Annotated in this window: 24 protein-coding genes; 10 read left to right on the top strand and 14 right to left on the bottom strand. The window is 54.9% G+C overall.

All coding sequences use genetic code 11. From position 1 onward, the window contains the following. Positions 1 to 22 precede the first annotated feature (22 nt). Entirely contained in the window at positions 23 to 1,468 is a 1,446-nt protein-coding gene (locus AADW57_RS01115) for a catalase (protein WP_341668227.1), read from the top strand. 120 nt (positions 1,469 to 1,588) lie between these two features. Beyond that, positions 1,589 to 1,981 carry a VOC family protein gene (locus AADW57_RS01120; protein ID WP_341668228.1) on the top strand — a complete coding sequence of 131 codons (393 nt, stop codon included), beginning with the start codon at positions 1,589 to 1,591 and terminating at the stop codon, positions 1,979 to 1,981. Positions 1,982 to 2,098: 117 nt separating this feature from the next. Here AADW57_RS01120 and AADW57_RS01125 read toward each other — a convergent pair whose 3' ends face one another. Genes AADW57_RS01125 through argE form a run of 4 tightly spaced genes read right to left on the bottom strand, consistent with a single transcriptional unit; the run spans position 2,099 to position 6,312 of the window. Next, positions 2,099 to 3,070, bottom strand: a complete 972-nt coding sequence (locus AADW57_RS01125) for a Bug family tripartite tricarboxylate transporter substrate binding protein (protein WP_341668229.1) — start codon at positions 3,068 to 3,070, stop codon at positions 2,099 to 2,101. Between the two features lie 31 nt (positions 3,071 to 3,101). After that, complete coding sequence (locus tag AADW57_RS01130) at positions 3,102 to 4,106, bottom strand: ornithine cyclodeaminase family protein (RefSeq protein ID WP_341668230.1); 1,005 nt, start codon at positions 4,104 to 4,106, stop codon at positions 3,102 to 3,104. Between the two features lie 3 nt (positions 4,107 to 4,109). After that, positions 4,110 to 5,084, bottom strand: a complete 975-nt coding sequence (locus tag AADW57_RS01135; RefSeq protein WP_341668231.1) for a threonine ammonia-lyase — start codon at positions 5,082 to 5,084, stop codon at positions 4,110 to 4,112. 31 nt (positions 5,085 to 5,115) lie between these two features. Further along, positions 5,116 to 6,312 carry an acetylornithine deacetylase gene (gene argE, locus AADW57_RS01140; protein ID WP_341668232.1) on the bottom strand — a complete coding sequence of 399 codons (1,197 nt, stop codon included), beginning with the start codon at positions 6,310 to 6,312 and terminating at the stop codon, positions 5,116 to 5,118. Between the two features lie 143 nt (positions 6,313 to 6,455). Between argE and AADW57_RS01145 the strand changes: the two genes are divergently transcribed. The 4 genes from AADW57_RS01145 (at position 6,456) to AADW57_RS01160 (ending at position 9,690) form a co-directional block, all read left to right on the top strand. After that, entirely contained in the window at positions 6,456 to 7,025 is a 570-nt protein-coding gene (locus tag AADW57_RS01145; RefSeq protein ID WP_341668233.1) for a helix-turn-helix domain-containing protein, read from the top strand. 191 nt (positions 7,026 to 7,216) lie between these two features. Next, a complete protein-coding gene (gene mnmE / locus AADW57_RS01150) occupies positions 7,217 to 8,590 on the top strand; it encodes a tRNA uridine-5-carboxymethylaminomethyl(34) synthesis GTPase MnmE (protein WP_341668234.1) in 1,374 nt (457 codons plus the stop codon). A gap of 14 nt (positions 8,591 to 8,604) precedes the next feature. After that, complete coding sequence (locus AADW57_RS01155) at positions 8,605 to 9,162, top strand: DUF6933 domain-containing protein (protein WP_341668235.1); 558 nt, start codon at positions 8,605 to 8,607, stop codon at positions 9,160 to 9,162. Positions 9,163 to 9,300: 138 nt separating this feature from the next. Further along, positions 9,301 to 9,690 carry a DUF6180 family protein gene (locus AADW57_RS01160; protein ID WP_341668236.1) on the top strand — a complete coding sequence of 130 codons (390 nt, stop codon included), beginning with the start codon at positions 9,301 to 9,303 and terminating at the stop codon, positions 9,688 to 9,690. A 121-nt stretch (positions 9,691 to 9,811) separates the two neighbouring features. Here AADW57_RS01160 and AADW57_RS01165 read toward each other — a convergent pair whose 3' ends face one another. Continuing rightward, positions 9,812 to 10,303 carry a hypothetical protein gene (locus AADW57_RS01165; protein ID WP_341668237.1) on the bottom strand — a complete coding sequence of 164 codons (492 nt, stop codon included), beginning with the start codon at positions 10,301 to 10,303 and terminating at the stop codon, positions 9,812 to 9,814. Positions 10,304 to 10,497: 194 nt separating this feature from the next. Between AADW57_RS01165 and AADW57_RS01170 the strand changes: the two genes are divergently transcribed. Then, positions 10,498 to 13,806, top strand: coding sequence for an autotransporter outer membrane beta-barrel domain-containing protein (locus AADW57_RS01170; RefSeq protein WP_341668238.1), 3,309 nt, complete (start codon positions 10,498 to 10,500; stop codon positions 13,804 to 13,806). 22 nt (positions 13,807 to 13,828) lie between these two features. Here the strand turns inward: AADW57_RS01170 and AADW57_RS01175 are convergent, their stop codons facing one another. Next, a complete protein-coding gene (locus AADW57_RS01175) occupies positions 13,829 to 14,578 on the bottom strand; it encodes a FecR family protein (protein ID WP_341668239.1) in 750 nt (249 codons plus the stop codon). Positions 14,579 to 14,866: 288 nt separating this feature from the next. Beyond that, a complete protein-coding gene (locus tag AADW57_RS01180) occupies positions 14,867 to 15,853 on the bottom strand; it encodes a hypothetical protein (protein ID WP_341668240.1) in 987 nt (328 codons plus the stop codon). Positions 15,854 to 16,082: 229 nt separating this feature from the next. Here AADW57_RS01180 and AADW57_RS01185 point away from each other — a divergent pair, with 229 nt between their 5' ends. Continuing rightward, entirely contained in the window at positions 16,083 to 16,673 is a 591-nt protein-coding gene (locus AADW57_RS01185; RefSeq protein ID WP_341668241.1) for an MASE1 domain-containing protein, read from the top strand. Here AADW57_RS01185 and AADW57_RS01190 read toward each other — a convergent pair whose 3' ends face one another. The 4 genes from AADW57_RS01190 to AADW57_RS01205 all read right to left on the bottom strand — a co-directional run bounded on the left by AADW57_RS01190 (position 16,674) and on the right by AADW57_RS01205 (position 20,272). Then, the gene (locus AADW57_RS01190) at positions 16,674 to 17,459 is read right to left on the bottom strand and encodes a PhzF family phenazine biosynthesis protein (RefSeq protein ID WP_341668242.1); all 786 of its coding nucleotides are present in this window, start codon (positions 17,457 to 17,459) and stop codon (positions 16,674 to 16,676) included. Between the two features lie 121 nt (positions 17,460 to 17,580). After that, positions 17,581 to 18,066 carry a GlcG/HbpS family heme-binding protein gene (locus AADW57_RS01195; RefSeq protein ID WP_341668243.1) on the bottom strand — a complete coding sequence of 162 codons (486 nt, stop codon included), beginning with the start codon at positions 18,064 to 18,066 and terminating at the stop codon, positions 17,581 to 17,583. A 110-nt stretch (positions 18,067 to 18,176) separates the two neighbouring features. Continuing rightward, positions 18,177 to 18,809, bottom strand: a complete 633-nt coding sequence (locus AADW57_RS01200; protein ID WP_341668244.1) for a response regulator transcription factor — start codon at positions 18,807 to 18,809, stop codon at positions 18,177 to 18,179. Next, positions 18,806 to 20,272: a sensor histidine kinase gene (locus tag AADW57_RS01205; RefSeq protein WP_341668245.1), complete on the bottom strand. Its 1,467-nt coding sequence runs from the start codon at positions 20,270 to 20,272 to the stop codon at positions 18,806 to 18,808. The genes AADW57_RS01200 and AADW57_RS01205 overlap by 4 nt, the downstream gene beginning before the upstream one ends. A 177-nt stretch (positions 20,273 to 20,449) precedes the next feature. On the opposite strand from AADW57_RS01205, the gene sugE reads away from it, so the two are divergent. Beyond that, positions 20,450 to 20,764, top strand: a complete 315-nt coding sequence (gene sugE, locus AADW57_RS01210) for a quaternary ammonium compound efflux SMR transporter SugE (protein WP_341668246.1) — start codon at positions 20,450 to 20,452, stop codon at positions 20,762 to 20,764. 97 nt (positions 20,765 to 20,861) lie between these two features. Here the strand turns inward: sugE and AADW57_RS01215 are convergent, their stop codons facing one another. Continuing rightward, positions 20,862 to 21,215: a winged helix-turn-helix domain-containing protein gene (locus AADW57_RS01215; protein WP_341668247.1), complete on the bottom strand. Its 354-nt coding sequence runs from the start codon at positions 21,213 to 21,215 to the stop codon at positions 20,862 to 20,864. Positions 21,216 to 21,789: 574 nt separating this feature from the next. Here AADW57_RS01215 and AADW57_RS01220 point away from each other — a divergent pair. Beyond that, positions 21,790 to 22,701, top strand: coding sequence for a pyridoxal-phosphate dependent enzyme (locus AADW57_RS01220; protein ID WP_341668248.1), 912 nt, complete (start codon positions 21,790 to 21,792; stop codon positions 22,699 to 22,701). Positions 22,702 to 22,895: 194 nt separating this feature from the next. On the opposite strand, the gene AADW57_RS01225 is transcribed toward AADW57_RS01220, so the two are convergent. After that, on the bottom strand, positions 22,896 to 23,894 hold the full coding sequence (locus tag AADW57_RS01225) for an Lnb N-terminal periplasmic domain-containing protein (protein ID WP_341668249.1): 999 nt from the start codon (positions 23,892 to 23,894) through the stop codon (positions 22,896 to 22,898). Between the two features lie 112 nt (positions 23,895 to 24,006). Further along, positions 24,007 to 24,855 carry an archaetidylserine decarboxylase gene (gene asd / locus AADW57_RS01230; RefSeq protein WP_341668250.1) on the bottom strand — a complete coding sequence of 283 codons (849 nt, stop codon included), beginning with the start codon at positions 24,853 to 24,855 and terminating at the stop codon, positions 24,007 to 24,009. Positions 24,856 to 25,041: the final 186 nt, after the last annotated feature.

Genomic DNA, 25,041 nt, shown 5'->3' on the forward strand with positions numbered 1-25,041 from the left:
TCAGCTTCCACGGAGAATCGCCATGAGCAACAAGACACTGACGACCGCAGCCGGACGACCGGTCGAGGAAAACCAGAACTCCATGACGGCCGGGCCACGCGGGCCTGTCCTGATGCAAGACTTCTGGCTGTTGGAGAAACTGGCTCACTTCGACCGCGAACGCATTCCCGAACGGGTGGTACACGCCAAAGGCTCAGGTGCCTTCGGTACTTTTACCGTCACACACGATATCAGCCAATACAGCATGGCCAAGGTGTTCAAGCCTGGTAGCAGCACCCCCGTTTTTGTCCGATTTTCCACCGTAGCCGGTGAAGCAGGAGCCGCAGATGCAGAACGCGACGTACGAGGATTCTCCATCAAGTTCTATACCGAAGAAGGAAACTGGGACCTGGTGGGCAATAACACTCCTATCTTCTTTATACGTGATCCACTGAAATTTCCCGATTTCATCCACACCCAAAAGCGTGATCCGCGTACCCATCTGCGCAGCGCCACAGCCGCCTGGGACTTCTGGTCGCTGTCGCCCGAATCCCTGCACCAGGTCACCATCCTGATGAGCGACCGCGGCCTGCCGCGCAATCTGCGCCAGATGCACGGTTTTGGTTCGCACACCTACAGCCTGATCAATGACAAGGGCGAGCGTCACTGGGTCAAGTTCCACTTTAAATCACAGCAAGGCATTGCCAACTACACCAACGCTGAAGCGGCCCAAGTGGTTGGCCAGGACCGCGAAAGCTCGCAGCGCGACCTGTACGAAAACATCGAACAGGGCAACTTTCCGCGTTGGGCGCTGCGCATCCAGGTCATGACCGAAGAGCAGGCCCGCAACTATCACATCAATCCTTTCGATCTGACCAAGGTCTGGCCACATGGCGACTTCCCTCTGATCGACGTGGGCATGCTGGAGTTGAACGAAAACCCCAGCAACTACTTCGCGCAAGTGGAACAGGCTGCTTTTACGCCCGCCAACCTGGTGCCGGGCATCGGCCACTCGCCCGACCGCATGCTGCAAGGGCGTATCTTCTCCTACGGCGATACCCAGCGTTACCGCCTGGGCGTCAACCACGGCCTGCTGCCCGTAAATGCACCACGATGTCCGTTCCACAACAGCTACCATCGTGACGGCGCAATGCGAGCCGACGACAACCAGGGCGGCACGATCAACTACGAGCCCAACAGCCAAGGCCAATGGCAGCAAGCACCACGCACCGAACCACCGCTGGCGCTGGACGGACAGGCCGCCGACCACTGGGACCATCGGGTAGACGACGATTACTACACGCAGCCCGGCAACTTGTTTCGCCTATTCAACGATCAGGAAAAGCAACGCCTGTTCAGCAATATCGCCGATGCGATGGACGGGGTGCCCAACGAGATCATCGAACGTCAACTCGGACACTTCCGCAAAGCCGATCCCGCCTATGCAGACGGCGTCTATGCGGAGCTAAAAAAGCGTGGTAAGTTTTAAAAACAGTTTTAGCGAATAGATTCGCAAAGGTGCTCCCCTCAGCCGCAAGGCTGGGGGGTTCTATTTTTTTAAAGCCGGCAATACCGTCGACCGACCCGCCTCTTCCCGGAGCAGATCCGCATGAAATTCGGCTACACCATCATCTACGTTCCCGACGTCGGCCAGACACTGGACTACTTCAATCGTGCCTTTGGTCTACCCATCAAAATGCGGCACGAATCCGGCCTGTACGGCGAACTCGATACCGGCCAGACAACACTGGCGTTTGCCGCCGAAATGTTGGCCTACATGAACTACCCCAAAGGCCATCTGTCCACGCATGCCAGCGACGTTCCGTTGGGTATAGAAGTAGCCTTGGTGTGCGACGACGTCGCCGCCGCCCATGCCCAGGCCCTGGCTGCCGGCGGCACAGAACTGGCTCCTCCCCAGGACAAGCCCTGGGGACAGATCGTCTCTTACGTACAAAGCCCCGAACGCATTGTGGTGGAACTGTGTACGCCAATCGCCGGCTGACACACTGAACGCATCCGGTCTAAATGAACTGCCCCCCGACGATTGGATCAATGTCCAACTTTTGGGGGCAGTTCATGTTGGTGTCGGGATTTTTATGTCTTACTCAAGCACTGCGCATCACTGCTGCAGATAGCCCGATTCCTTGATGATAGGACCCCAGGTATCCAGGTCTGCCTGGACTGTACGCGCCAACTCCTGGCCATCACCCGAAGAAGGGCGGAAACCGATAGGCACAATAGCCTTTTCAATCTTGGGGTTCTTAGCCACTTCGTTAAATGCGTCCTGGAACTGCTTGACCATGGCCGGGTCCATGCCTACAGGCGCGAAGATACCCATCCAGCCCGAGGCCTCCAGATTGCCATAGCCCATTTCCACGAACGTAGGCACATCCTTCAGAATATCCAGCCGTTTGGGACCCGTAATACCCAACACACGCACGGTTCCGGCAGCCACATGCTCGGTAATCAGACCGACCGCATCCACCCCAGCGGGAATATGGTCGCCCAACAAATCGTTGATCAGCGGCGCGCCCCCCTTGTAGGGCACAGGCGTCATCTGAATATCGTTTTTCTTGGCAATGCTGTAACCCAGAAACTGCGGTGCACTGCCAGGGGCAGGAATGCCGTAATGGCCGTACTTTTCTGGCTCCTTGCGCACCAATTCTACATATTCGGCCAAGGTATTGGCCGGCGTGGTCTTGCCCACGACGAAGATGTGTTCAAACTTGGCAATAACGGCCACAGGCTGGAAGTCTTTGACCGGGTCATAGGTCACGGTCTTTACCGTCAAGGGCAGGGTGGTCATCATGTGGTTGTTGGCAACCAGCAGCACCGAGCCATCCACCGGAGAGCGCAAGAAACCTTGCGCCGCAACCTGACCACCGGCACCAGCGCGATTGTCCACCACAACATTCACACCCAGCTTTTCGCGCAACTCTTCCGCATAGACGCGCGCCACCGCATCCGCCGTGCCGCCAGCCGGATACCCCACCACCAGACGCACCGTATCAGGCAACTTGGCCGCACCGGCCATGCCCGCCGCCAGGGCCAAGGCAGCCCCCACCGCAACCTGTGTCCACTTCCTCTTCATCGCTCAGCTCCCCGGCGTCTTTCCGACGCTTTTAAAGTTCAACCAAACGTCCATGTCCTTCCCGAACATGGCGATTCAACAAAGCGGCGGCCGTCAGAACATCCTCGAAGGCCAGCCCCAACGACTTGAAGATCGTAATTTCTTCACTATCCAGACGCCCGGGGGACTGCCCCAGCACCACAGCACCCAATTCCGTCAACTCGGCGTCCGTGGAAAGCCAGCCTTCCCGGCACGCATCCAGAAACTCTCCGGACTCCGAACGGGTAGACTGCGCTCGATCCACAAACAAACGCCCAACAGCCATCGTTGGCCCATCCAGCTCTCGGCTGGCCGGCGTGCTGGAGCCCATCGCGGTTACATGGGTACCCGGGCGCAGCCAATCGTGCTGCAATACCGGTGTGGCCGAGCTGGTGGCGGTCACGATCAGATCCGATTGTGCCACGGCCTGGGCGGCCGTTACATCCACGTGCAGCGCACAATTCAAATAAGGTTGCGCTTCATACACAAACTGACGAGCCGACTCCGGGGAGCGCGTCACGACAAAGACTTTGCTCAAGGGCCGTACCTGCGCCACGGCGCGTAGCTGCCACAAAGCCTGATGACCGCCGCCAAATAAGGTCAGCACACTGGCATCAGGCCGGGCCAAGAGATCGGTCGCCAGCCCAGTCACGGCCGCCGTGCGCAGAGCCGTCACGCTGCTGGCGTCCAGAATGGCACGGGTCTCGCCCGTATGGGCGCTCATCAACAGAACGCAACCCTGATGGGGGTCTTTGCCAAGACGTACATTGCCCGGAAACAACGTCCCCATCTTGGCCCCGTACAACGGCTCGGGATAGATCTCGGGCAAGTCGATGCAGGCCGGCATCATCCCCAGAAAGCCGCTGGCCAACGGGCTGCGCACGATAGTGCGCAATGGTTGATCGATGCGGCCCTGCTGCAAAGCCGCAAAGCCCTGACGCATTAATTCAATCGCCGCGCCCAGCTCCAATCCGCCAAACACCTCGTCGGCGTTGGCTACATACACGGAATGCTCCATACCTTACCCCTGTGCCAGAGGCGTAGTGATATGGCGCACGTAGGTATCCGTATCGGTGTTAGAGCCGCAAAACAACACGCCCACGCGCTGGCCGGCCAACCTGTCGCGTAAGGGATACATCAAGGCGGCAGTCGCTACGGCACATGCCGGTTCGGTCGCCATCTTGAATTCCTCGAACAAGAAATGCATGGCGGACCGGATCTGATCCTCGGTCACCGTTTCCAGAGCATCGATATTGTCCTGGCAAATTCGGAAACTGAACTCGTCCGTATGCGGTGCCATCAGGCTGTCGGCAATAGACTGCATGGCACCAATCTTCTGTGGCTGTCCGGCCGCGCGGCTCAGCGCCATCACATTGGCACCTTTCGGTTCAATACCATAGACCACGCAGTCCGGCTGCCACAGCTTGACCGCCGCCGATACCCCGGCCGCCAGGCCGCCACCGCCGATAGGCACGATGACGGCGTCCAGCTTGCCGGCCTGTTGCAGCCATTCGTAGCCCAAGGTAGCCGTGCCCATTACCGTCGGGTAGGAGCTGAATGGGTGAATAAACGTCATCTGCTCGTCGCGTTCAATCTGTCGCACCCGCTCGAAGGCTTGTTCGCCATTGTCGGCAAAGATGATGTCGGCACCGAACTGTCGACACAAGGCCACACGCGCAGGGCTGGCCGTGCTGATCATGACGGTCTTAGCCTTGACGCCCATTTCATGGGCCGCATAGGCCACGGCCACGGCATGGTTGCCGGCCGACACGCAAGTCACGCCCTGGCGACGCTGCTCGTCGGACAGACTCAGCAGGTTATTGAAGGCACCGCGCACCTTGAAAGTGCCCGAACGCTGCAGATGCTCGAACTTGAAATTGACGGAACTATCCAGACGCCGGCTATCGTAATCAAACACCGGCGTCTGGCGCACATACGTGCGCAGGCGTTCATGCGCCTGCGCTACATTTTCCTGGGTAACTTTTTCTTGTGTCATCTCTGTCTCTGAAACCAGCCTCTGCGGACTGTCAGGCCTGGATAGCCTGGGTGCGGATCAAGGCCCGCAGGAACTGCTCACACTGCTCAATCTGGGCCAGTTCTACATATTCGTCCGGGCGATGCGCCTGTTCGATATTGCCCGGACCACAAATAATGGACGGCACACCGGCACGCTGGAACAACCCGGCTTCGGTGCCATAAGCCACTTTGCGCACGGTCTCATCCCGTGTCAGTTCGCGCACCAGCTTGGTAATGGCGGCCTGTTCATCGGGATTCAGCCCGGGGGCGCTGGCCAACTTTTCCAGCTCTACCGCCGCATTGGGGTGCTCGCGACGCATGGCTGGCAAAACCTGGCTTTCGATGAACTCGCGGATTTCATCCAGAATGGGTTCCGGGTCCACACCGGGCAGGTTGCGATACTCGAATTCAAACTCGCACAGATCAGGCACCGTATTCAAAGCGATGCCGCCACGTATCATGCTGGTCTGCAAGGTAGTGAATGGCACATCAAAGTCCTGGTCGTAAGGCCCCAGACTCTTGTAGTCGTCCGCCAATTCGCGGATGGCGGTAATGATACGAGCCGCATATTCAATAGCATTGAGCCCCTTGGGCGTCAGCGAAGAATGCGCCGCATGACCATGTACCCGGCAGCGATAGGCATTGATCCCTTTATGCGCCACGATGGTGCGCATACTGGTCGGTTCCCCAACCACGCAGCCATCGGGATTGACGCCGCGTCGTACCAGCTCGTCGATCATGACGGGCGCGCCCACGCAGCCGACTTCCTCGTCATAGGAGTACGCCAGGTGAATGGGATGCGCCAGGGGAGTGGACAATATCTCAGGCACCAGTTGCAGGGTCACCCCCACAAACCCTTTCATGTCGCAGGCACCGCGCCCATACAGACGGCCATCACGCACTTCGGGCTTGAACGGATCACTGGTCCAGTTCTGACCATCGACCGGCACCACATCGGTATGGCCCGACAGCACAATTCCCCCCGTACGGCGACCGTCGGCGGCTGGAATAGTGGCAAAAAGATTGGCCTTGCGCCCACTTTCATCGTGCGTCAGCACGGTTTCCAGACCCTGCAAATGCAAATAGGTCTGCACGTCATGAATCAGCCCGAGATTAGATTCCCGGCTTGTCGTATCATAAGCAATCAGCTTTTTGATCCAATCGACCGAGTTAGAGGGATAAACAGTAGGATCAAACAACGCAGTCATGCCAAATATCTCCAGACGTTAAGCGCATATCTTACATACGATAGGACAGAGTTTTCGTATAAGAAAATTAATAATATCTATAAAACAACAACTCTTTATTCTTTTAGGTTATGACAAAAGATCCGGCAAACATCGCAAGCAACTTGTTGAGCAAATCCGCGATGGGCGCGCGCATCCGCGATGAACGCAAACGACAGGGATTGACCCTGCTGATGCTGGCCCGCCTATCCAATGTCTCCTTGTCTACCTTGTCGAAAGCTGAACGCGGGCTGATCGGACTGAGTTACGAGAAATTCCTGGCCGTCAGCCGCGCCTTGAAAATGGATCTGTCCGATCTGTTCAAAACGCCGCGCGACCCCAAAGAGTCCGGTATGGATATCCTGGTGGGGCGCGCTTCACGCACCATCACCTATCAAGCCCATCGGTACGAGTATGGCATGCTGGCGTCCGAGTGGATCAACAAGAAAATGACCCCCATGCATGGTCGGGTATTGGCTGGCCAACCCCGTGACGCCGCCGATTTCAGCCGGCATCAGGGCGAAGAATTTATCTTCGTACTAACCGGACAATTGACCATGCAGTTCCAGGACGGTCGCCGCCACGTGCTGCATGCGCGCGACAGCATTTATTTCAACAGCAATCTGGGCCATATCTATCTGTGTGAACACGGGGAAAGCGTGGAAATCCTGGTGGTCTGCGTCAACGATAATTGACGGCCGGTCTGTCTGTAAGGTTCTGACTACGGACATCCTTTCCGCGGGTCCTTCGTGCTGACAGCCGTGCGCCGGCCAGCACAACGGCACCCATTCATGACGAGCGAGACCGTGCCGCATGGCGACCGTCGGACTTGCGCTTGTCCGCCTCTATTACAATAGATGCATCCTGCCATTTTCGTTTTCACCCCATGTCCAGCTCATCTCCCATCGTGGCTATAGCCACCGCCCCCGGCCGCGGCGGCATCGGTGTCGTACGTGTCTCCGGCAAAGAACTTGCCCCCGTGATGCAAGCCCTGTTCGGCCGCGAACTGCAGCCACGCCATGCCCACTTTCTGCCGTTCAAGGATGACCAAGGCGAGATCATCGACGAAGGTATCGCCCTGTTTTTCAAAGGTCCACACTCCTATACGGGCGAAGACGTGCTGGAACTGCAAGGCCACGGCGGCCCGGCCGTACTGCGCCGAGTATTGGACCGCTGCCTGCAAGCCGGTAGAAATCAGGGGCTACGCTTGGCCGAACCCGGCGAGTTCACCCAACGCGCCTTTCTGAACGATCGCATGGACCTGGCCCAGGCCGAAGCCGTTGCCGACCTGATCGACGCGTCCTCGGAAGCCGCCGCACGCAGCGCCGTAGCGTCATTGTCGGGCGTGTTTTCCGACAATATCAATGCGCTGGCTGATCGCATCATCCACCTGCGCATGCTGGTGGAAGCTACCTTGGACTTCCCGGAAGAAGAAATCGACTTCCTGGAAAAATACCAGGCCGCCCAGACCCTGGCAGGCATACAGGACGAGCTGGATCACATTCTGCAGCAATCGCGCCAAGGTGCCATTTTGCGCGAAGGCCTGCACGTGGTGCTGGCCGGCCAGCCCAACGTGGGCAAATCCAGCCTGCTCAACGCCCTGGCCGGCGAAGACGTCGCCATCGTTACCGACATTGCCGGCACCACGCGCGACCGTGTGATGCAACTGATCCATATCGAAGGCATCCCGCTGCACATCGTGGACACGGCGGGCCTGCGCGACACCGACGACACCGTGGAGCGCATCGGCATCGCCCGCACCTGGGACGAAATCGCCAAGGCCAATGTCATCGTGCATCTGCTGGACGCCCGCCAGCCCCAGGACAGCCTGGACAGCGCCATTACCGAGCGTCTGCCCGCGCACGTGCCCGTGCTGCGCGTCTACAACAAGATCGACTTGCTCAGCCCCGAACAGCAAGCCGCGCTGCCGGCCCAGGAAAGCGGTGCCACTATGCTGCCCATCTCCGCCCGGCGCAAACAGGGCCTGGACGAACTGCGCCGCACACTGCTGGACATCGCGGGCTGGAACCCCGGCAGCGAATCCCCTTGGCTGGCGCGCGAGCGCCACCTGCGCGCCCTGGAGCGCGCCGACCACCACCTGACCCTGGCCGCCGAACACGCCACCCACAGCGACCAGGTCCTGGACCTGTTCGCCGAAGAACTGCGCCTGGCTCATCTGGACCTGTGCTCCATCACCGGGGAGTTCAGCAGCGACGATTTGCTGGGAGAGATCTTTTCGAGTTTTTGTATTGGGAAGTAGAACGCCTACACCACATGATCCATCTCTACGCCACACGTAAGTTATTGGCGCACTTGCCACTTGACGAGCAACATCAGCTTGCGCCAACCCCGCGCACGCAATGGTTGTTCGAGCGAGCGCCTCTGGAGAACAATCCGCTCAGCGGCTGGCATGGGCATGTGTTGACTTTGCAACGGCGCAACACCTTGCTACTGATCCACAATGCCACCCGTTTTCCCTTGGTCGTGCCTGGACTGAAAAAGTCAGACTGGGCCCAATTAAACGATTATTTTGCCGATGCATTGCTCAATACCTTGCTTAAATGCGGTGCGCACGACAAACAGATGGATATCGCTCAGCAGTATTTACGGCCATTGCAGGCGAACGCCCCATACGATCGTTCTGTCTTGGGCACGCTCAATCACGCCAAAGCAGACCTTGAGCATTTGCTTTGGTATGACTCGGTCCAGATTGCCGATTTAAATAGATATCGTTTGGGAGCCTGGTTGGCAGACCGGCCGTGCAGCAGCAAAGGTCATAAAGTGTTGTGGCCACAACAGGCCATGCTGGAACTGCTCGACTCCTTGTCTTAGCCAAAAAAGAAACAGCCCATTAAAGATCATATTTATTTCTACACGGACGCCGAATTTCTTTCCGCCAGGAGCGCTAATAGTATTTAAACGCATTCAGCGCTATGCTGAAGCCTCCATGCCCTCTCAGCGGAGAACGCCATGTTGCGATTACGTGAAGGGATTATGTTGGCAGTTTTGTCCATAGCAGCGATACCGATCGCCGCGCAAGACGCGCAAACCATTCGGCAGCCGATTGAACAGCGTTCGTTTTCAGCTTTATCGGTTGCCCAGTGCCTGGATGCGGTGCAACGCACCGCCAGCCGCCAAGGGTATATCCAGCACACCGACCAACACGACCCTGGACAGTGGGGTCTGTACATCGGAGGGGCCCCTTTGATCGGTGGTTCGCTGGTGGTGTATTGCATCGGCATGGAGCAATCCACGGCCTATATCATCCAGGCACACGCCACTCACCCATCTATTCTGGCAACACCCGAAGGCTTAAGCCAGGAAATCACTCAGGCATTGCATACTGCAACACTGCCGTAGCGTCACAAAACCGATCTGAAGCAGGGCGGCCCACTATCCGACCAGCGGCTTACGTGCTGCGCCCTCGCAAATCGGCCACCCAAGCACCCGTATCGCTTGCACGAACCGGCCTTAGTCGTTCTTATTTAATCAACAATTCGCTGACCTGCATACGCGCATCGCTATCGAGCCGCGCATCCTCCATTGCTTTCAACAACATGGCGCTGGCCTTGGTCAACGCCCCATTCAAGATGGAAAGTTCGCTTTGCGCCCGTTCTAAAGCGTATTTGCGCCGTGGCTCGGATAACTGCATGTCAGCCTGGATGCGCTGCAATTCAGCCATTTTCTTCTGGATCTGTGCTTTCAGATCGCGGATGCGTTTCAGCAGCTCTTTGATGCCGTCCGGCAAAGAACTGTTATCAATATCGGCATCACGATAGTTTTCGTCAGCCTGCTTACTGGTCAAAAACAGCCCTTTGCCAGCCGATGAAAGAGTCACGGGATCGTTCCCATTACCTGGCTGGCCCACCACATTCTCAGGCACTACACCCGGCTTGGACTCCTGGGGCCGGGCAACACCCGCAGACACAGACACGCTGGTATTAAACGCGTTATCAATACTATCCAGAGACATGGCTGTGCTCCACAAAGAAAACATGGTTACGTCCTCTTAGCGTGTTTTCTTTAATGCATATTTAAAACACTGATTTGTTGCGTCTTGCCCTCAAGTTTTCAATTCAGAAAAAAATACCTGGCAAAAAAAGATACTTTTCATTACTTTTGCAAAGCAAGACCTTTAGCCAATCGTCAATTAACGGACTGCCCCCTATGGTTTTCAAACACAAAGCTCTGCTCAGTTGGATTCTTCTCGCCCTCTCCCCCACTGCTGCGCATGCTATTGATATCGAGACCATTTACAACAAACGGGGCGAAGCCGCATTTACCGTGCGCCTGTTCAACCCGGGTGATGGCATTTACGATGTGACCGGCCCGGACTATCGTCAGTCCACCTTTAGGCTGGATGACAATGGCCGAAAAAAAATACGGGCAGCGGTGGAGCGATGGGCAGAAATCCTGAGTCTACCCGACGGGTATTCCCCAGCCATCATCAATGTGGGGACGATGAATGACTTCAATGCCAATGCCGGCAGCCCTATCCTGACCAACCCGGACGATCCGGGTGGTATCGGCCTCAGCGCTTTCCAGGGCATGCTCATGAATGTCCTGCCGGACACACTGCGCTCTGAAGCACATGCGGTCATCGGCATCGGCACGCTGCCCCTGGACACCGGCCCGATTACCCCCAGCCAATTACCGCTGACCCCCGATATTGACTACAACGCGGTGGTATTTCACGAACTGGGACATGCGTTGGGGATCACCAACCTGGCCTTTGACAAAAACGGCCCCAACACGCGCACGCCGGTTTTTTCATCGGTGCTGTCTACCTGGGGCGATGGCTTGCGTGACGACAATGGCAATCCGGCACGTCCGAATCAAGCTATTCTGTGCATCCCTTGCCAGAACCCCTACGATGCCAACGCCTTCGATTTGCGCAAAGACAATGGCTACTTTACGGGCGAAGAGGTCACTGAAGTGCTCAACGGTGCCATGCCTGGCATTCCGGTCAGCTTGCTACGCAATCATGACAACCCCTACGAAGGCGTCGATACAGACTACCTAAGCCATTCAGAGTTGCGCAACAGCCTGATGAGCCATCAGTCCTACCGGAACTACACCAACCTGATGGAAGTCGAATTGGCCGCGCTGCAAGATATGGGGCTGACCATAGATCGACGCAATTTCTTTGGCTACTCCGTCTACGGCGACGATGTCACGCAAACCAATACCAACGGTTTTTTTGCGCGCAATGCCGACGGCACAGCCTACTTACCCGGTCAATACAATTTGGCTACCCAGGGCCTGGGCCTGCATATTTATGGGGAACGCAACACCATTACCCAGGCGGCCGACCTGCTCAGCGCCGGCCCAGGCGGGGTAGGGGTGCGTGTGGACGGCAGCGAAAACACCGTGATCGTCCCGCAGGGCACCCGCATCCATGCTCAAGGCTGGTATGGCCGCGGGCTGCAGTTCAGCTATGGCCGCCATCACACTATCGTGCAACAAGGCGAAGTGCGTGCCGATGGTGCTGAAGGGGTAGGAGCGCTATTTGACTTCGGCAATAACGCCATGGGCAATACCGGCGTATGGGGCGATTACCGGGGTTCCTGGTTGCATGTCGTCAAAGGAAACACCTATCTGACACCGCCAGAAATCCTGCAAGGCGCGCTGATCAGCAACTACAACCTGTCCGGCCCGCTGTCGGGCAAAAAAGCCGCTATTCAAATAGCCGACAATGCCTGGGTGCAGAACATCAACATCATGCAAGGTGCGCGCATCCAGGGCGACATCCTGTCCAACTACTCCAGGCTCGATCCTAATGGCGAACAACTGCTGACCCGCATCAGCTTTGGCCAGAAGGCCGATGTGCAAGGACACGCCACCCCGCATGCCGATCCGGATTTTCGCCTGCGCTACGATGGCAATATTCAGGGTGCAGACAATCTGGCCGTCGTCATTGCGGGCGGTATTACGTCATTGAACGGCCAGCATAATTTGTACGGCCTGCGGGTCGACGCCGGTGCCACTTTGGGCGGCAACAGCACCTACACCATCAACCCACAAGACCGCTTCAGCAATTACGGTACTCTCAGCCCTGGCAACTCTGTGGGCCGGATGACCATCAAAGGCGATTTTGTCCAAGGCCCGCAAGGCCGCATCCTGATCGAGGCCAATGCGACACAACACGACCGGATCGACATCCAAGGCGCGGCCCAACTGGCCGGCGAACTGAATGTACAGCTATTACCGGACTGGTATGCCGATGGTTGGTCTTTGAGCCAAGACAGTGTGTTCCACGCGTCCCAGACACAAGGCAAATTCGAGGTGCTGAGCGCCAGTTTGAGCTCCCCCACACTGGGTATCCAAACCGGCAATGGCCTGTGGACCGTCAAGCGCAACACTGCAGCTTATTCGCAGTATGCTGCCAATCCCAACGCCGCTGCTGTCGGCCGTAGCCTGGAACAAGCGTCCAGTACCGGACAGCGCCCCCTGGCCGCCGTGTACCAGGCCATGGACTTTTCCAATGCCAATGGCAGCGACATTACTGATGCCTTAAACCAACTTAGCGCCGGTGCTTATGGCGCGCAATTGGCAGCCAGCCTGCGTCGCGAACAACTGGTCTCGGAACAACTGCGACAACGCCACGGCCAGGGCAAGGACGGTTGGCAAACCTTCATCCAGGCCTTTGGCGGTAGCTATCGCTGGCAATTGGGAAGCAATGATGTGGACCATCGCAGTCATACCTATGGTGTCCTGTTTGGTGCCGAACACCGCAACCCAGGCAGCGACTGGAGCCTGGGCCTGCACGCTACAGCCAACGAGCAACGTCTTAACATCGACGCCCCGTACCAAGGCAAAAGCAAGCTGACCGGCCTAGGAGCAGGTGTCCACGCACTGTACCGTGCCGATGCGCGCCAAGGCTGGAGCGGGGTAGCCCAGATTCGCGCAGGACTGGAGCAGGGCAAACTGAATCGCCGAATTGGCTTTGCCGGGTACCAAGCCAATCCCAAATCCGATTGGACAGGCCACACTATGGCGGCTGGCATCCAGGCGGCCTACAACTGGCCGCTAGGCCAGGCCGGCAGCATCGGCCCTGTAGTGGCGTTGGATTATCTACACTACAGCCGCCCAGGCGTAAACGAAGAAGGGGACGCAGGCAGCCGTTTGCGCCTGGATTCAACACGCGCGCATGCTCTGCAAGCCTCTTTAGGCCTGGCTGTTCGCCAAAACTGGGAATTGGCTCAGGGCCGCAACGTACAGGCGGAACTGACCGCAGCGTGGGAACAGTCCCTGTTGGGACGCCATCAGACACAGCACGCGCGCTTTGATGCGTCGCCCCAGGTCGGTTTTGACGGCCGCTATGCGCGAGTCGATACGCATGCCTTGGCCGTGCGCGCCGGCCTGACGGTACAAGCGTCCGAACGGCTGCGCCTAGGAGTCTCGGCGGGTACCCGGTTGCTTGCCAACAGTCGTGCCGATATCAATGGCAATCTATCGCTGAACTGGGCTTTCTAAATCCAAAAAAGGAGGCCGACAATCAGTCGGCCTCGGGCGGGGGCGCGGGGGCGGGTTGAACCCGCCTCATGCCGGCCCAACGGTCTACATCCACATGCTGACCGGGCATCAAGACACGAACCTGGCGACGCCACCAGGAACCACCCGCAACTTCTACCGAACCTTCTTGCACTTGCACGCGCGTCGTTTTATCGGACACATTTACACGAAACTGTGCCTTGTGCGTATGGGCTTGCGCAAAGCCCGTATCGACTTCAACACTTTGCTTATCTTGGTGATCCACGCTAAGCGCAACGGCACCCCGCATCAAAATCACCTCTAAAGACTCGGCGTAGCGTTTGACCCGAACCTCCGAATCAGGCTCCAACAACACGATCGTTCCATCTGGAAAATGGCGCTCCAACATGGACGATGTAGCCTGTATGTATTCTTCCTGGAGTATCGGCTCTGGCCAAAACCATGCCCCAACCGCTACCGTTACCAACACCAACACGCCGACCCAAAGTCGACGGGGGCGCACAACGATTGCATCGTCTGTAGATGTGCCCAAACGCGGCAAGAGGCGCTTTAGCTCTTGCTCGGATGCATCCAGGCTGGCATCACAAAAATAACAGATATAGCGGTAACAACGCTCGTGCTCTGGATTGGCACGACGCCAATCCTCGAACTCACGCAGCTCGGCCGCGGTGGCCTCGCCCGAGTTCAGGCGAGTGAACCAGTACGCAGCCTGTGCTTGCGTCTGATCCAGGAACTCCCCTTGATGTGTACCCATGACAGCAACCAACCTCGTTCAATGAGGTCCTGCAGTTGAAGAATCTTGATAGAGAGTGCGCATACGCAAGTCGCATTGTAACCAAACGATACTTACTATGCGATGCTCACGCCCGTATATGGCTCATCATTTTTTACTGCGTATAACACGCTTATGCAGCTGCTTCAAACAATCACATTAACTCAAATTCGGAACGACCAGAACCAATCTGACCCATTTATTTACACCAAATCCATAATGAAACGACAATAAACGGTGAAAGCGCAACATCGAAAACTAAACGCCACCCTATGGCAAGGTTGGCAACAGTTGACCTGTCAATAAGTCATGTGCTCGTAAAGCATCTACTGCGCTTTGCGGCTCCCGCATCAGCAACGCCAAGGGCCAATCAGGATGCACGCGATAATTGGGAGTGGCCACTTCTGTTCCGGCCCTATATACATGCCCTCCCAGCTCCACCGGACTGGCCAATCGGGCATGGGCCAGATAAAGAATTCGCCGGTCGGCATCAACCGCAAAATACGCGCGTTCAAGCTCCAGCCCCCATGCATGTACTTGTATTCCATCGCCTTCTACGCGCACAGTCCAACGGTCTTGATCATAGGTGCCATCGGTATAGGCCGTCCCTTGCGGAACTGCCATCACGGTGACTCCTTGGGGCAGCTCAATATTCATAGGCGGCGCATGCTGAACATTGACGCCTGTTGCCAAAGGACTCCAGGCAGTCAGCGCCTGTCCTTGGGCCAAATGACATCGATGCAAAGCAAAACCATCGTCCGGATCAAACTGTATTTCCACGGTTTCCCCGGCAGAGCATACCCAGCCATCGATACGGGTATCCGACGCTACACGAGTAAACCAAGAAGCGTCGGATACATCAGGTCGCGGGCGCTCAAAAGAAACAACAGGGGCCTGGCCCAGCCACACCGGTTCGGGAAAGTCTGCCCAGGCAACACTGTCGGGGTCACCCCATGTATTTAATTCCAAACGCGTACCTGCCGGCATGGCTATACCTGCCAAACGACTCGCTTGAAGCAAGGTATGACGTCGGCTGGCTTGTTCCGCCCGCATAGCTTGATCGTATCGATAAGTGGCCAGATAAAAAACACCATACGCGCCCCCCAAGGCCAGCAAAATCGCTAGCCACACACTGCGCCTCCAAGGTTTTTGTTTAAAGCGCAAACGTCGTTGTGGCTGAAAAATCAACAGCAGCAGCCACAACAATAAGCACAACAACGCCAACGGTCCAAGCACAAGGATCAGCAACGTCAACAAGGAAAAAGGGGCTACTGGAATCATGATGCAAGAACAAGCAAAATCGATGTGCTCAGAGTAGCAGACGCAACGACAGGCCCCCAGGCATTAATTCATCTGCTGGACACGAACAGCACATAATACAGATTCGAAATAAAGCCAACTTATAATAAGGATAGTTGACTATCTGCATGCCTACCTTGCGACAGCTTCATTGCCTTAACGCCATCGCTGAACCGAGCTCCCCCTTTTGAATTTCTACCAATTGCATTGGCGCATCGCCATCGGCACCGCTTTGGCGTTCTTGATTTTTACAGGACTGAACCACCTGATCTTTCAGGCTTTTGAACATGTACGCGGCATAGACTGGGTGTACCTGCCTGCCGGAATACGTCTACTGTGTACCTTGCTGTTTGGTTTGACCGGCGCTATCGGTTTGTTCCTGGGATCGTGCGTGGTCACATTCTTTTATTACTTTCCCGATGATCCCGCACGCGCCATGGTCGGCAGTCTAGTATCGGCGCTAGGTCCATATATTGCGTATTTGTTGGCTCAAAAAACCATGCGGCTGCGCCCAACATTAAGCAATCTGACCGCCGCCAAGCTACTGGCCTGTGCCTGGTTATATGCCATGTGCAACGCCACTTTGCATTTAATCAGTTTTCAGTTTTTTGGCAAACCAGGAACCGACCCGTGGCATTCGACCCTCATCATGTTTTTAGGGGACTTATCCGGGACATTGATTATTGTGTATCTATCCAAACACATCCTGTCCGCCTCGCGTCGTTACCGCCGTATCCGCAGACGAGTTCACCATCATCAATCCAGAACCTGGCGATAATTACACCATAATGCTGCCTTCCAGATAAAACACAGCTTGCCCCCGTAACTGGACCCGTTCCCCTAGCAGGTGGCATTCCAACACGCCGCCACGCGCCGACGCCTGATAAGCCAGAAAACGCTCCTTGCCTAAACGATGTGCCCAAAATGGCACCAATGCACAATGCGCCGACCCGGTCACCGGATCTTCATCGACACCATGCCCAGGCGCAAAAAAACGACTGACAAAATCAAAACCATCCGTGCCCGCAGCGGTGACAATACAAGCGTCCCAGCCACTGCATGCCAATGCGCGCAAATCAGGACGTAACTCCCGAACCTGCTGCTCGGTTTCCAAGACTGCCAGACACGCAGCTTCGTTCGCCCATAATTCCAGTGGACGCGCCCCCAGGATTTTTTCCAGTGCAGGATCATCAGCCCGCTGTTGCACGGGACGTGCAGGTAAATCCAGACTGTAATATTGACCGTCGCGCCGGACGGTCAGCGGACCGCTCAAGGTATGAAACACAAGCTGATCAAGCTGTGGGCGAAGACGCTCCATCACCACCGCCGCGCTGGCCAACGTCGCATGACCGCATAAAGGCACCTCCAACAAAGGCGTGAACCAACGTAATTGGTAATCGTCTCCCTGGGGAACCAGATAAGCGGTTTCTGCCAGATTGTTTTCTTGGGCAATAGCCAGCAAGACATCATCTGCCGGATAGTCTTGCATCAGCACCACCGCCGCCGGATTGCCACCAAAAAGCGTATCAGTAAAAGCATCGACTTGGTAAATCGGTAAACGCATGCCGCCCCCTGTGCAGATTAGCCCCCCAAACAAGCAGTATAGAAAAGAAAACCGCCCTCGGAAGGGCGGTTAGGTGCCATCTACGCAGCTTTGATGCAATGCATCAGAACATATCGACCCATTACTTCAATTCGGCTTTAAGCACATCCAACGCAGCAACCGCGCACGCCTCGTCCAGATGGCCACCTGGGGCACCGCCGACACCAATAGCGCCAATGGTATCGTTGCCAACCTTAACCGGGACACCGCCACCCAACAGCAAAAAGCCCTGGATATTGCCCAAGTTGGCTGCACCGGCATTTTTCTGCGAGCCTTCCAGCATGGCGCTGGTCAGATTGCGAGCCGAGGCCGACGTGTATGCTTTATCGATACTGGCATTGACAGTATGAGGGCCTGCCTGGTCAGCACGTTGAAACGCACGCAGCACACCGGCGCGATCCACCACGGCAGCCGACACGTTATATCCTTTGGCTGAACATTGTTTGACCGTCTCGGTCGCCAGACGGCTTGCCAGATCCAAAGAGATGTTTTTCTCGCTCAGCACACCTTGAGCTTGAGCCGCGCCAGCCACAAACAGCAAAGTCATCAGCAGGGAAGAACGCAACATAGCAGAAATCTCCATTTGTCGTTTCCGACACCGTTGTCGGCATGAAGAAACTATACGGCTCACCCTGATATCCCGACTATTCGGGCACCTACCCAAAAACCTCCGTAGTTTTACGGAGCCGTTTCGACAAGACTGGCGTAATGACGGATCAAATGGGCCAACGTATCCACCTGCAGCTTGGCAAATAAATTGGCCCGATGCGTCTCCACCGTACGCGGCGATACCGACAACGCACGGCCAATTTCCTTATTGGTCAAACCTTCTACGATCAATCCCAAGACGTCTCGTTCACGATCAGACAGGCTGGCATAACGCTCTCGTGCCCATTGATCGGCAGCCAGACGTTCCCTTCGTCGCACATGCTGACGCACAGCTTGTTGGACGGTATCCAACAAAATGTCATCACTGACGGGCTTTTCAAGAAACTCCGCCGCCCCCGCTTTGAAAGCTCGTCTGCACATATCCACGGTACCGTGCCCTGTCAACAGGATGATAGGCTGATCCACCCCTTGAGCAATCAACGTATCGAGCAAGGTCAAACCACTGATACCCGGCATACGCACATCCAGAATCAATGCCCCGATTGCTTGTCGATCAAAGGACTCCAGAAACTGCTGCGAATCCGACCAGGTCTGTACACGCAGCCCCACGGTGCTGATCAATAAAGACAAACTTTGCCGTACTGCGGCATCGTCATCCAAAAGATGGATCAAAGGGGATAGTCCGGCTTCGAGCGGATTCATGTAGATTCTTCTTCAACACGTTGTAAGTCCAAAGCAAATACCGCTCCTCCCATCGGGTCGTTGAACGCCGTCAATCCACCGCCCATCGCTTGCGCCAGCGATTCGCTTAAACTTAGCCCTAGCCCCAAGCCATCGGAGCGCGTCGTAAAGAAAGGTTCAAACAAACGGCTAAGGTGGTGAGGATCAATACCTGGCCCATTGTCACGTACCGTCAAGACCACCCGTCCTTGACGAGGCAAGACCTCCAACCAGATGCGCCGATCAGTTTGATCATCGCTGCTCAACGCTGCCAGTGCATTGTTAAGTAAATTATGAATAATTTGCCCCAATGCCACCGGTTCGCCTAACACGTCTACCTCGTGCGGCGGCAATCGTTTCTCCAAGGTAATGCCATGTCGCTCCAGTTCGGGCATCAATAAATGCACAGACTCTTGCACGATTTGCGTTAACGACACAGGATGGCATTGATCCGCCAAGCCGTTTTCCCTAAGACTATGACGCAAACGCGTCAATACACTGGCTGCCCGTTTGATCTGTTCAACCGAATGCGCCATTGCTTCACGAGCCGGCTCCAGATCCGGCGGGTCTTCTTGTAATAAACGCAGACTGGCCTGGGTATTAGCCAATACAGAGGTTAGAGGCTGATTTAGCTCGTGAGCCAAGCCGGCCGCCATCTCTCCCAATGAATTCAGACGCGCTACTTGCCCAATGCGCAACAATTCCTGGGCACGCAAAGTTTGCTCCCGCTGTTTGCGGACATATAGCACCACAAACACCAGCAAAGCACTGAACAACGACCATAACAAAGCCTGCCCCCAGGGCAGATCAGCGTAAGTGACAACGCGTCGGGTATGCAACTGAAAAGGTTGGCTATTCGAGGCCAGGGTTTTGCCGGACTGAAAAACAACCGGCCCGGCCTCATCCAACCCTGGGCTGATCACCCATTGCTGGTCCTGCCATTCCAGCACTACCCGAACTGGACTGCCATTGCGACGAAACGGCCATTCATCCCAGGCTATGGCCGCATTCAAATCCAGCGTTACCGCGAAACTGGCCGGATGAGCCGCTACCAACAACACATATCGTCCTTGCGACAGATGCACATCGGTCAGTACGGCACGTTCCACTTTCAATGATTGTTGCTGTGCCTGTTCCCACAGTGGATTCGCCCAGGGCGTGCCGTTTTCTTCCCGATAAATGGCCATAACCTGCGGAAACATGGCCTCCAGTGTTCCAAGACGCTCAATACGTTGTACAGGCGGCTGAAGCAAAACCAGCATTTGCAAGATCGCATCATGCTGTGCCAATCGTTGTCCCAGCAGACGATACGCAATATTGCTTTGCACCGTAAAAGCATCCTGCTGACGCGCTAGCTCGACGCGCGTCAGCATGGCTGCGCCGGCCATCGAAAGCCCGAGCCAGATCAGAACACCGTACAAGAGGGAACGATGGTGCGATTTCATGACGACATTGTGGGTATGGAAAACAACATGGTAAATAGGCCAACTGGGCAATAAAACCAGCTTTTGCTATATTAATCAACGTCGTCAATACACGATATTCAAAGTCTCGAGGAACGGCCTCGCCAATTGTTGGACATAATGCCCGGGACGGCCCGGCCCTTAACACGGAGGGTCGCCATGGCTTGGCTCCTGCTTGTTCTCGCTGGTTTTTTTGAAATTATCTGGGCATACGCCATGAAGCAATCAGACGGTTTTTCGCGTCTGGTCCCATCCGTGGTCACCATCGTGACCATGATCATCAGCTTTGCCCTATTGTCGGTTTCAATGCGTTCGCTCCCGCTTGGCACTGCCTACACCATCTGGACAGGTATCGGTGCCGTCGGGGCATTTGTAGTCGGTATCTTGGTATTGAACGAGGCCGCTAACCCTATGCGTATTGCAGCGGCAGTTCTGATTGTCAGCGGCATCATCCTGATGAAGCTTTCCAGCTGATAGGATGGATTGACTCTTGGGCACGTGCTTGGCAAACGCATGTGCCCAGTCCCGTAGAAGGGACATACTCACAAAGCCTCTTCCTGCCCAAGGCAGCCTAAGCGTTGGCAGCTTCCAACAAGCAGGCTGACAGACGATCAAAATGCAGCAAAGCCGCCTGGCTAAGATCCACTTGTTTGCGTCGGGTATCTTCGGTATCGCTCAATACAATCCAACCTTTTTCACGCATGGACTTTAATCGCGTATGTATGGTTGCAGGCGACCCAAGCCGTTCCTGTGCCATGACGTCACGCACGGATAAGCGCAATGACTCGCGCGAAGCCTTAGCGACAAGCGTCAATATCCTCTCCTCCAAAGGGTCTAAAGCGGGCAGGGAGGGTAATTTATGCAGCGCATCGGCAAGTTGCAGAAAGCGCATGTAGATATCAGCAGGTCTGGTAGCAAATTTCATAACAAAATCTATATTCCTTTGAAGTCGCTACAACAGAGACATTTCTAGAAATAAGTTCTGATTATTATTGTTTTTATTTCTTACTGCCAAAGCAGAAAACAAGCCCCCTTTTAGGTCAGACGGGCAAGGATTCATTTGGCAAAAACTCAAAAAGAACAATTAAACGCCACGGCCGGAGCAAAATCCCTGTACAGACAAAAGGGCTTGACTCCGGCCGTCTCCTTGCGATTCTATCAGAACCAATCCAAGATGGCCTGGTACGCCAGATACTGGTTCACTTTAAATTGTAAGGGAACTTAATAATTAAGTACGTCACCTTACCATCGTTTATTAAACGCCTGAGACACCACTACACACAGAGAGGACAAGACCCAAAAATTGCTGCAAGGCAGCAATCATCAAACGCGCTGTTCCATACCCCAAGCAAACCGCTTTCCTACGACTTCAACCGACAGTCATCGCCTGTTTACAGCAGATGCCGACACGACATCCGTCAACTGCTTAAAATACAGATCAAGGCACAAAGCAGCGCCTTAGCCCACCTTCAGATCAATATAAAATCTGGAACAATAAAATGATACTCCATCTTGACACACCGCTCCTGTACTCCCATGCACTCAGCGAACAGCTCAATAAGCAGCTCTGGCTGAAAATGGACGCCCTGCAACCGAGCGGCTCATTCAAAATACGAGGCATTGGCTACGCCTGCCAACATTACGCGCAACAAGGAAAAACACGTTTTGTCAGCTCTTCCGGAGGCAACGCCGGCATTGCTGTCGCCTATGCGGGGCGCAGACTGAACATACCTACCTTGGTCGTCGTACCAGAAACCACCAGCGAGCACGCTCGACGCCTAATACAACGCGAAAAAGCCGAGTTACTCGTTGTCGGCCGCAACTGGAACGAAGCAAACGACCATGCCCAGGCTTTATTGCAAGAGAACGACGCTTTTATTCATCCCTTTGATGACCCTTTGCTCTGGAAAGGACATGCCAGCCTGATTGCCGAAGTAGCGGCCCAGGGCATTCGACCCGATGCCATATTGCTGTCAGTGGGTGGGGGAGGCTTATTAAGCGGTATTGCACAAGGCATGCAAGACCATGGCTGGCAGGACACGCCCATCATCGCTGTAGAAACCCACGGAACAGCATCATTGGGCGAATCAGTCCGACAACGCAAGCATGTCACTTTGGACTCCGTGCAAGGCATTGCAACCACGTTGGCCGCACGCCAAGTCTGCACACAAGCCTATTCCTTAAGCCAAACACGGCCCATTCATTGCGCCCAAGTCAGCGACGCACAGGCTGTCAGTGCCTGTCTGCGCTTTTTGACAGATCATCGTGTATTGGTGGAACCCGCTTGCGGGGCCATGTTAGCCACAGCTTACCTGGATCACGAGGTGCTGGCTCCCTACCAAAATATTCTGGCTATTGTCTGCGGCGGCTCAACCAGCACCTTGGCACAACTGGTTCAATGGAAAGGTTAACGCTAAAAAAACAGCCCCTTAGCCTCCGAAACCTAATATTCACGGCAAGTACCATTGCATTCAAAAAAATCTTGAATCAGCCCTCAAAAAAGAGCCACTGCAATTAATTTTCTTTTAAAAAAATTAAAGTTTTTGATATGATTTTTATATCGATCACGTGAAACAGGTGTTTCACGTGAAACATACATAACAACTTACCTGCTTACCACAGGAACATCACGCCGGATCACACGGGAAAAATCCTCTCCCTCGCGCTGGCCCAAGGCACGCTCATTGACATGCCCCAAACGCTGTATCGCTTCCAGCGAATAACCTGGTGCCAACGCCCCCAAGGCATAAACATACTCAGGCAGATAACCCGACGCCAAGACACGCCAATCCCATACCAAACCACCCACAATACGGGAAACCATGTCGTACACAATCGTCGTGCAGTTCGCCGTCAACGTATTGTAAAACCGCGGATGGCCATGCAAATCGTTACCCTGTTGAACGTAAGACAAAAACAAGGCTTGCATGGCAGGCTTAGAAAGAGCAACGCTATACATATAGACATCTTCCCCACGAATATTAGTACGGGTACGGATAATGTCACTCTCTTGTGCAGCAATTAAAGTCATTTCGAACTGCTTAAAAAACCCACCGATGGCAGAAAACGCTTCATTTTCTTCCTTTCGGATTTCCACCGAGAACACTACTTGCTGACCGTCAGAGAACCCAAACGATACCAAAGTGTGGGCAATGGACGGTCCCATCCAATACGACAAGAACATATCCACCGACGATAGTCTCTCCAGGTCGTATTGACGGGTCTGCCACCGCTCATCAAAGTCATTTTCGCTACGCCAAACAAAATCACGTACATTGTGCATAGTCACAATCGTCCCCTGTACTTGTCCGTAGCTGACCCGCTCAACTTCTGGTGCCCAGCGTCTCCCATTACTGGGTTCGATACTATTCCACCACACGCCCAGAACAAGGCTCCCCACCAAGTAGGGAAGGGCAAACCATGCCGTACCCAAGAAAATCGCGTACAAACCAAGCAGTGCCAAGCCTACCCACAGCAACATAAGGGCAAAACGCAGCGCAAGATCTGATACCTGAAACTGCAAAGCAAAAATGCCCCAAACCGTCAATCCGACAAGGACTAAGGCTCCACATAGTTTAAGAAATAAAAAAAGCAGTATCTTCATTGCAGCTTCCTAACAATGCCTAACTCCAGCATAACGACTTACCAACACCCGAAGCAAAAAAAAACCTGTGTCCGTATGGACGCAGGTTTTTCAGACAAATAGATGCACTCAATCAGCGTAAATAGCCCATTGCCTGTCCTTGTCGAATCACGCCTTGTGCTTGCCATCCAGAATCAAAACAATACCCACTATCCTTGGGAAACAGCAAAACCACGGTAGAACCAAGCAGAAAACGCCCCATTTCCTGGCCTTTGGCTAAAGAAATATCTTGGTCCATATAAGTCCACTCTCGGATCTGCCCGTCGCGCGACGCATTGACAACACCGTGCCACACCGTTGCCATGCTGCCGACAACAGTCGCCCCTACCAACACCAGGACGAAAGGACCTTGTTCGGACTCAAACAAACACACCACTCGTTCGTTGCGTGCAAACAGTCCAGGCACTCCTCGAGCCGTGGTTGGATTAACGGAAAATAAATCACCTGGCACATGGATCATGCGGGTCAAACGTCCAGCACAAGGCATATGCACTCGATGGTAATCCTTAGGGCTTAGATACAAGGTAGCGAACAAGCCGTCTTGAAAACGCTCGGCCAACGCCCCATCTCCCCCCAGCAAAGCCGTCGTCGAATAACTATGGCCTTTTGCCTGAAACACCTCTGCACCGCGTATGGCACCCAACTGACTGATCGCCCCGTCCACAGGACTGACCAACGCACTTTGGGCAATCGGCCTGACGCCGCTGCGCAAAGCACGTCCAAAGAACTCGTTAAAGGTTGCATAGCTGGCCGGATCAGGGTTCTCGGCTTCACTCATATCGACCTGGTAGCGCTGAATAAAACGCTTAATAAACCAAGTAGTCTTGCCCCCAAGAGGCTTGGACGCAAAACCACCCAGAAACTCGGTCAATGCCTGTTTGGGCAGAAGATACTGTGGAAGTACAGCAAAACGGGATTGCATAGGATCAGCTCACTGGCAAAAGGACAGCTTCAGAAACACGTCTGAAACCAAGTCGCCAAGGATTTAGAGATATCTGCGGCGATGAAGCATAGCGCTCAATCCACCGTTGTTACGCAGAAAAAGCGTGCGCAAAGATACGCACAAAGAATACGCTCTTTTAGCATAGGTTGCCGCCATACGACACAG

Origin of the sequence: Alcaligenes sp. SDU_A2 (assembly GCF_038237375.1) — a bacterium.
In the GTDB taxonomy this organism is placed as follows: domain Bacteria; phylum Pseudomonadota; class Gammaproteobacteria; order Burkholderiales; family Burkholderiaceae_B; genus Alcaligenes.

Bases quoted from the DNA above. Each gene is read 5' to 3' on its own strand.
- AADW57_RS01135 (WP_341668231.1), bottom strand. From the start codon at position 5,084: ATGACACAAGAAAAAGTTACCCAGGAAAATGTAGCGCAGGCGCATGAA.
- AADW57_RS01120 (WP_341668228.1), top strand. From the start codon at position 1,589: ATGAAATTCGGCTACACCATCATCTACGTTCCCGACGTCGGCCAGACA.
- AADW57_RS01170 (WP_341668238.1), top strand. From the start codon at position 10,498: ATGGTTTTCAAACACAAAGCTCTGCTCAGTTGGATTCTTCTCGCCCTC.
- argE (WP_341668232.1), bottom strand. From the start codon at position 6,312: ATGACTGCGTTGTTTGATCCTACTGTTTATCCCTCTAACTCGGTCGAT.
- AADW57_RS01125 (WP_341668229.1), bottom strand. From the start codon at position 3,070: ATGAAGAGGAAGTGGACACAGGTTGCGGTGGGGGCTGCCTTGGCCCTG.
- AADW57_RS01155 (WP_341668235.1), top strand. From the start codon at position 8,605: ATGATCCATCTCTACGCCACACGTAAGTTATTGGCGCACTTGCCACTT.
- AADW57_RS01225 (WP_341668249.1), bottom strand. From the start codon at position 23,894: ATGAAGATACTGCTTTTTTTATTTCTTAAACTATGTGGAGCCTTAGTC.
- AADW57_RS01220 (WP_341668248.1), top strand. From the start codon at position 21,790: ATGATACTCCATCTTGACACACCGCTCCTGTACTCCCATGCACTCAGC.
- asd (WP_341668250.1), bottom strand. From the start codon at position 24,855: ATGCAATCCCGTTTTGCTGTACTTCCACAGTATCTTCTGCCCAAACAG.
- mnmE (WP_341668234.1), top strand. From the start codon at position 7,217: ATGTCCAGCTCATCTCCCATCGTGGCTATAGCCACCGCCCCCGGCCGC.
- AADW57_RS01215 (WP_341668247.1), bottom strand. From the start codon at position 21,215: ATGAAATTTGCTACCAGACCTGCTGATATCTACATGCGCTTTCTGCAA.
- sugE (WP_341668246.1), top strand. From the start codon at position 20,450: ATGGCTTGGCTCCTGCTTGTTCTCGCTGGTTTTTTTGAAATTATCTGG.
- AADW57_RS01130 (WP_341668230.1), bottom strand. From the start codon at position 4,106: ATGGAGCATTCCGTGTATGTAGCCAACGCCGACGAGGTGTTTGGCGGA.
- AADW57_RS01190 (WP_341668242.1), bottom strand. From the start codon at position 17,459: ATGCGTTTACCGATTTACCAAGTCGATGCTTTTACTGATACGCTTTTT.
- AADW57_RS01165 (WP_341668237.1), bottom strand. From the start codon at position 10,303: ATGTCTCTGGATAGTATTGATAACGCGTTTAATACCAGCGTGTCTGTG.
- AADW57_RS01115 (WP_341668227.1), top strand. From the start codon at position 23: ATGAGCAACAAGACACTGACGACCGCAGCCGGACGACCGGTCGAGGAA.
- AADW57_RS01195 (WP_341668243.1), bottom strand. From the start codon at position 18,066: ATGTTGCGTTCTTCCCTGCTGATGACTTTGCTGTTTGTGGCTGGCGCG.
- AADW57_RS01160 (WP_341668236.1), top strand. From the start codon at position 9,301: ATGTTGCGATTACGTGAAGGGATTATGTTGGCAGTTTTGTCCATAGCA.
- AADW57_RS01200 (WP_341668244.1), bottom strand. From the start codon at position 18,809: ATGAATCCGCTCGAAGCCGGACTATCCCCTTTGATCCATCTTTTGGAT.
- AADW57_RS01175 (WP_341668239.1), bottom strand. From the start codon at position 14,578: ATGGGTACACATCAAGGGGAGTTCCTGGATCAGACGCAAGCACAGGCT.
- AADW57_RS01205 (WP_341668245.1), bottom strand. From the start codon at position 20,272: ATGAAATCGCACCATCGTTCCCTCTTGTACGGTGTTCTGATCTGGCTC.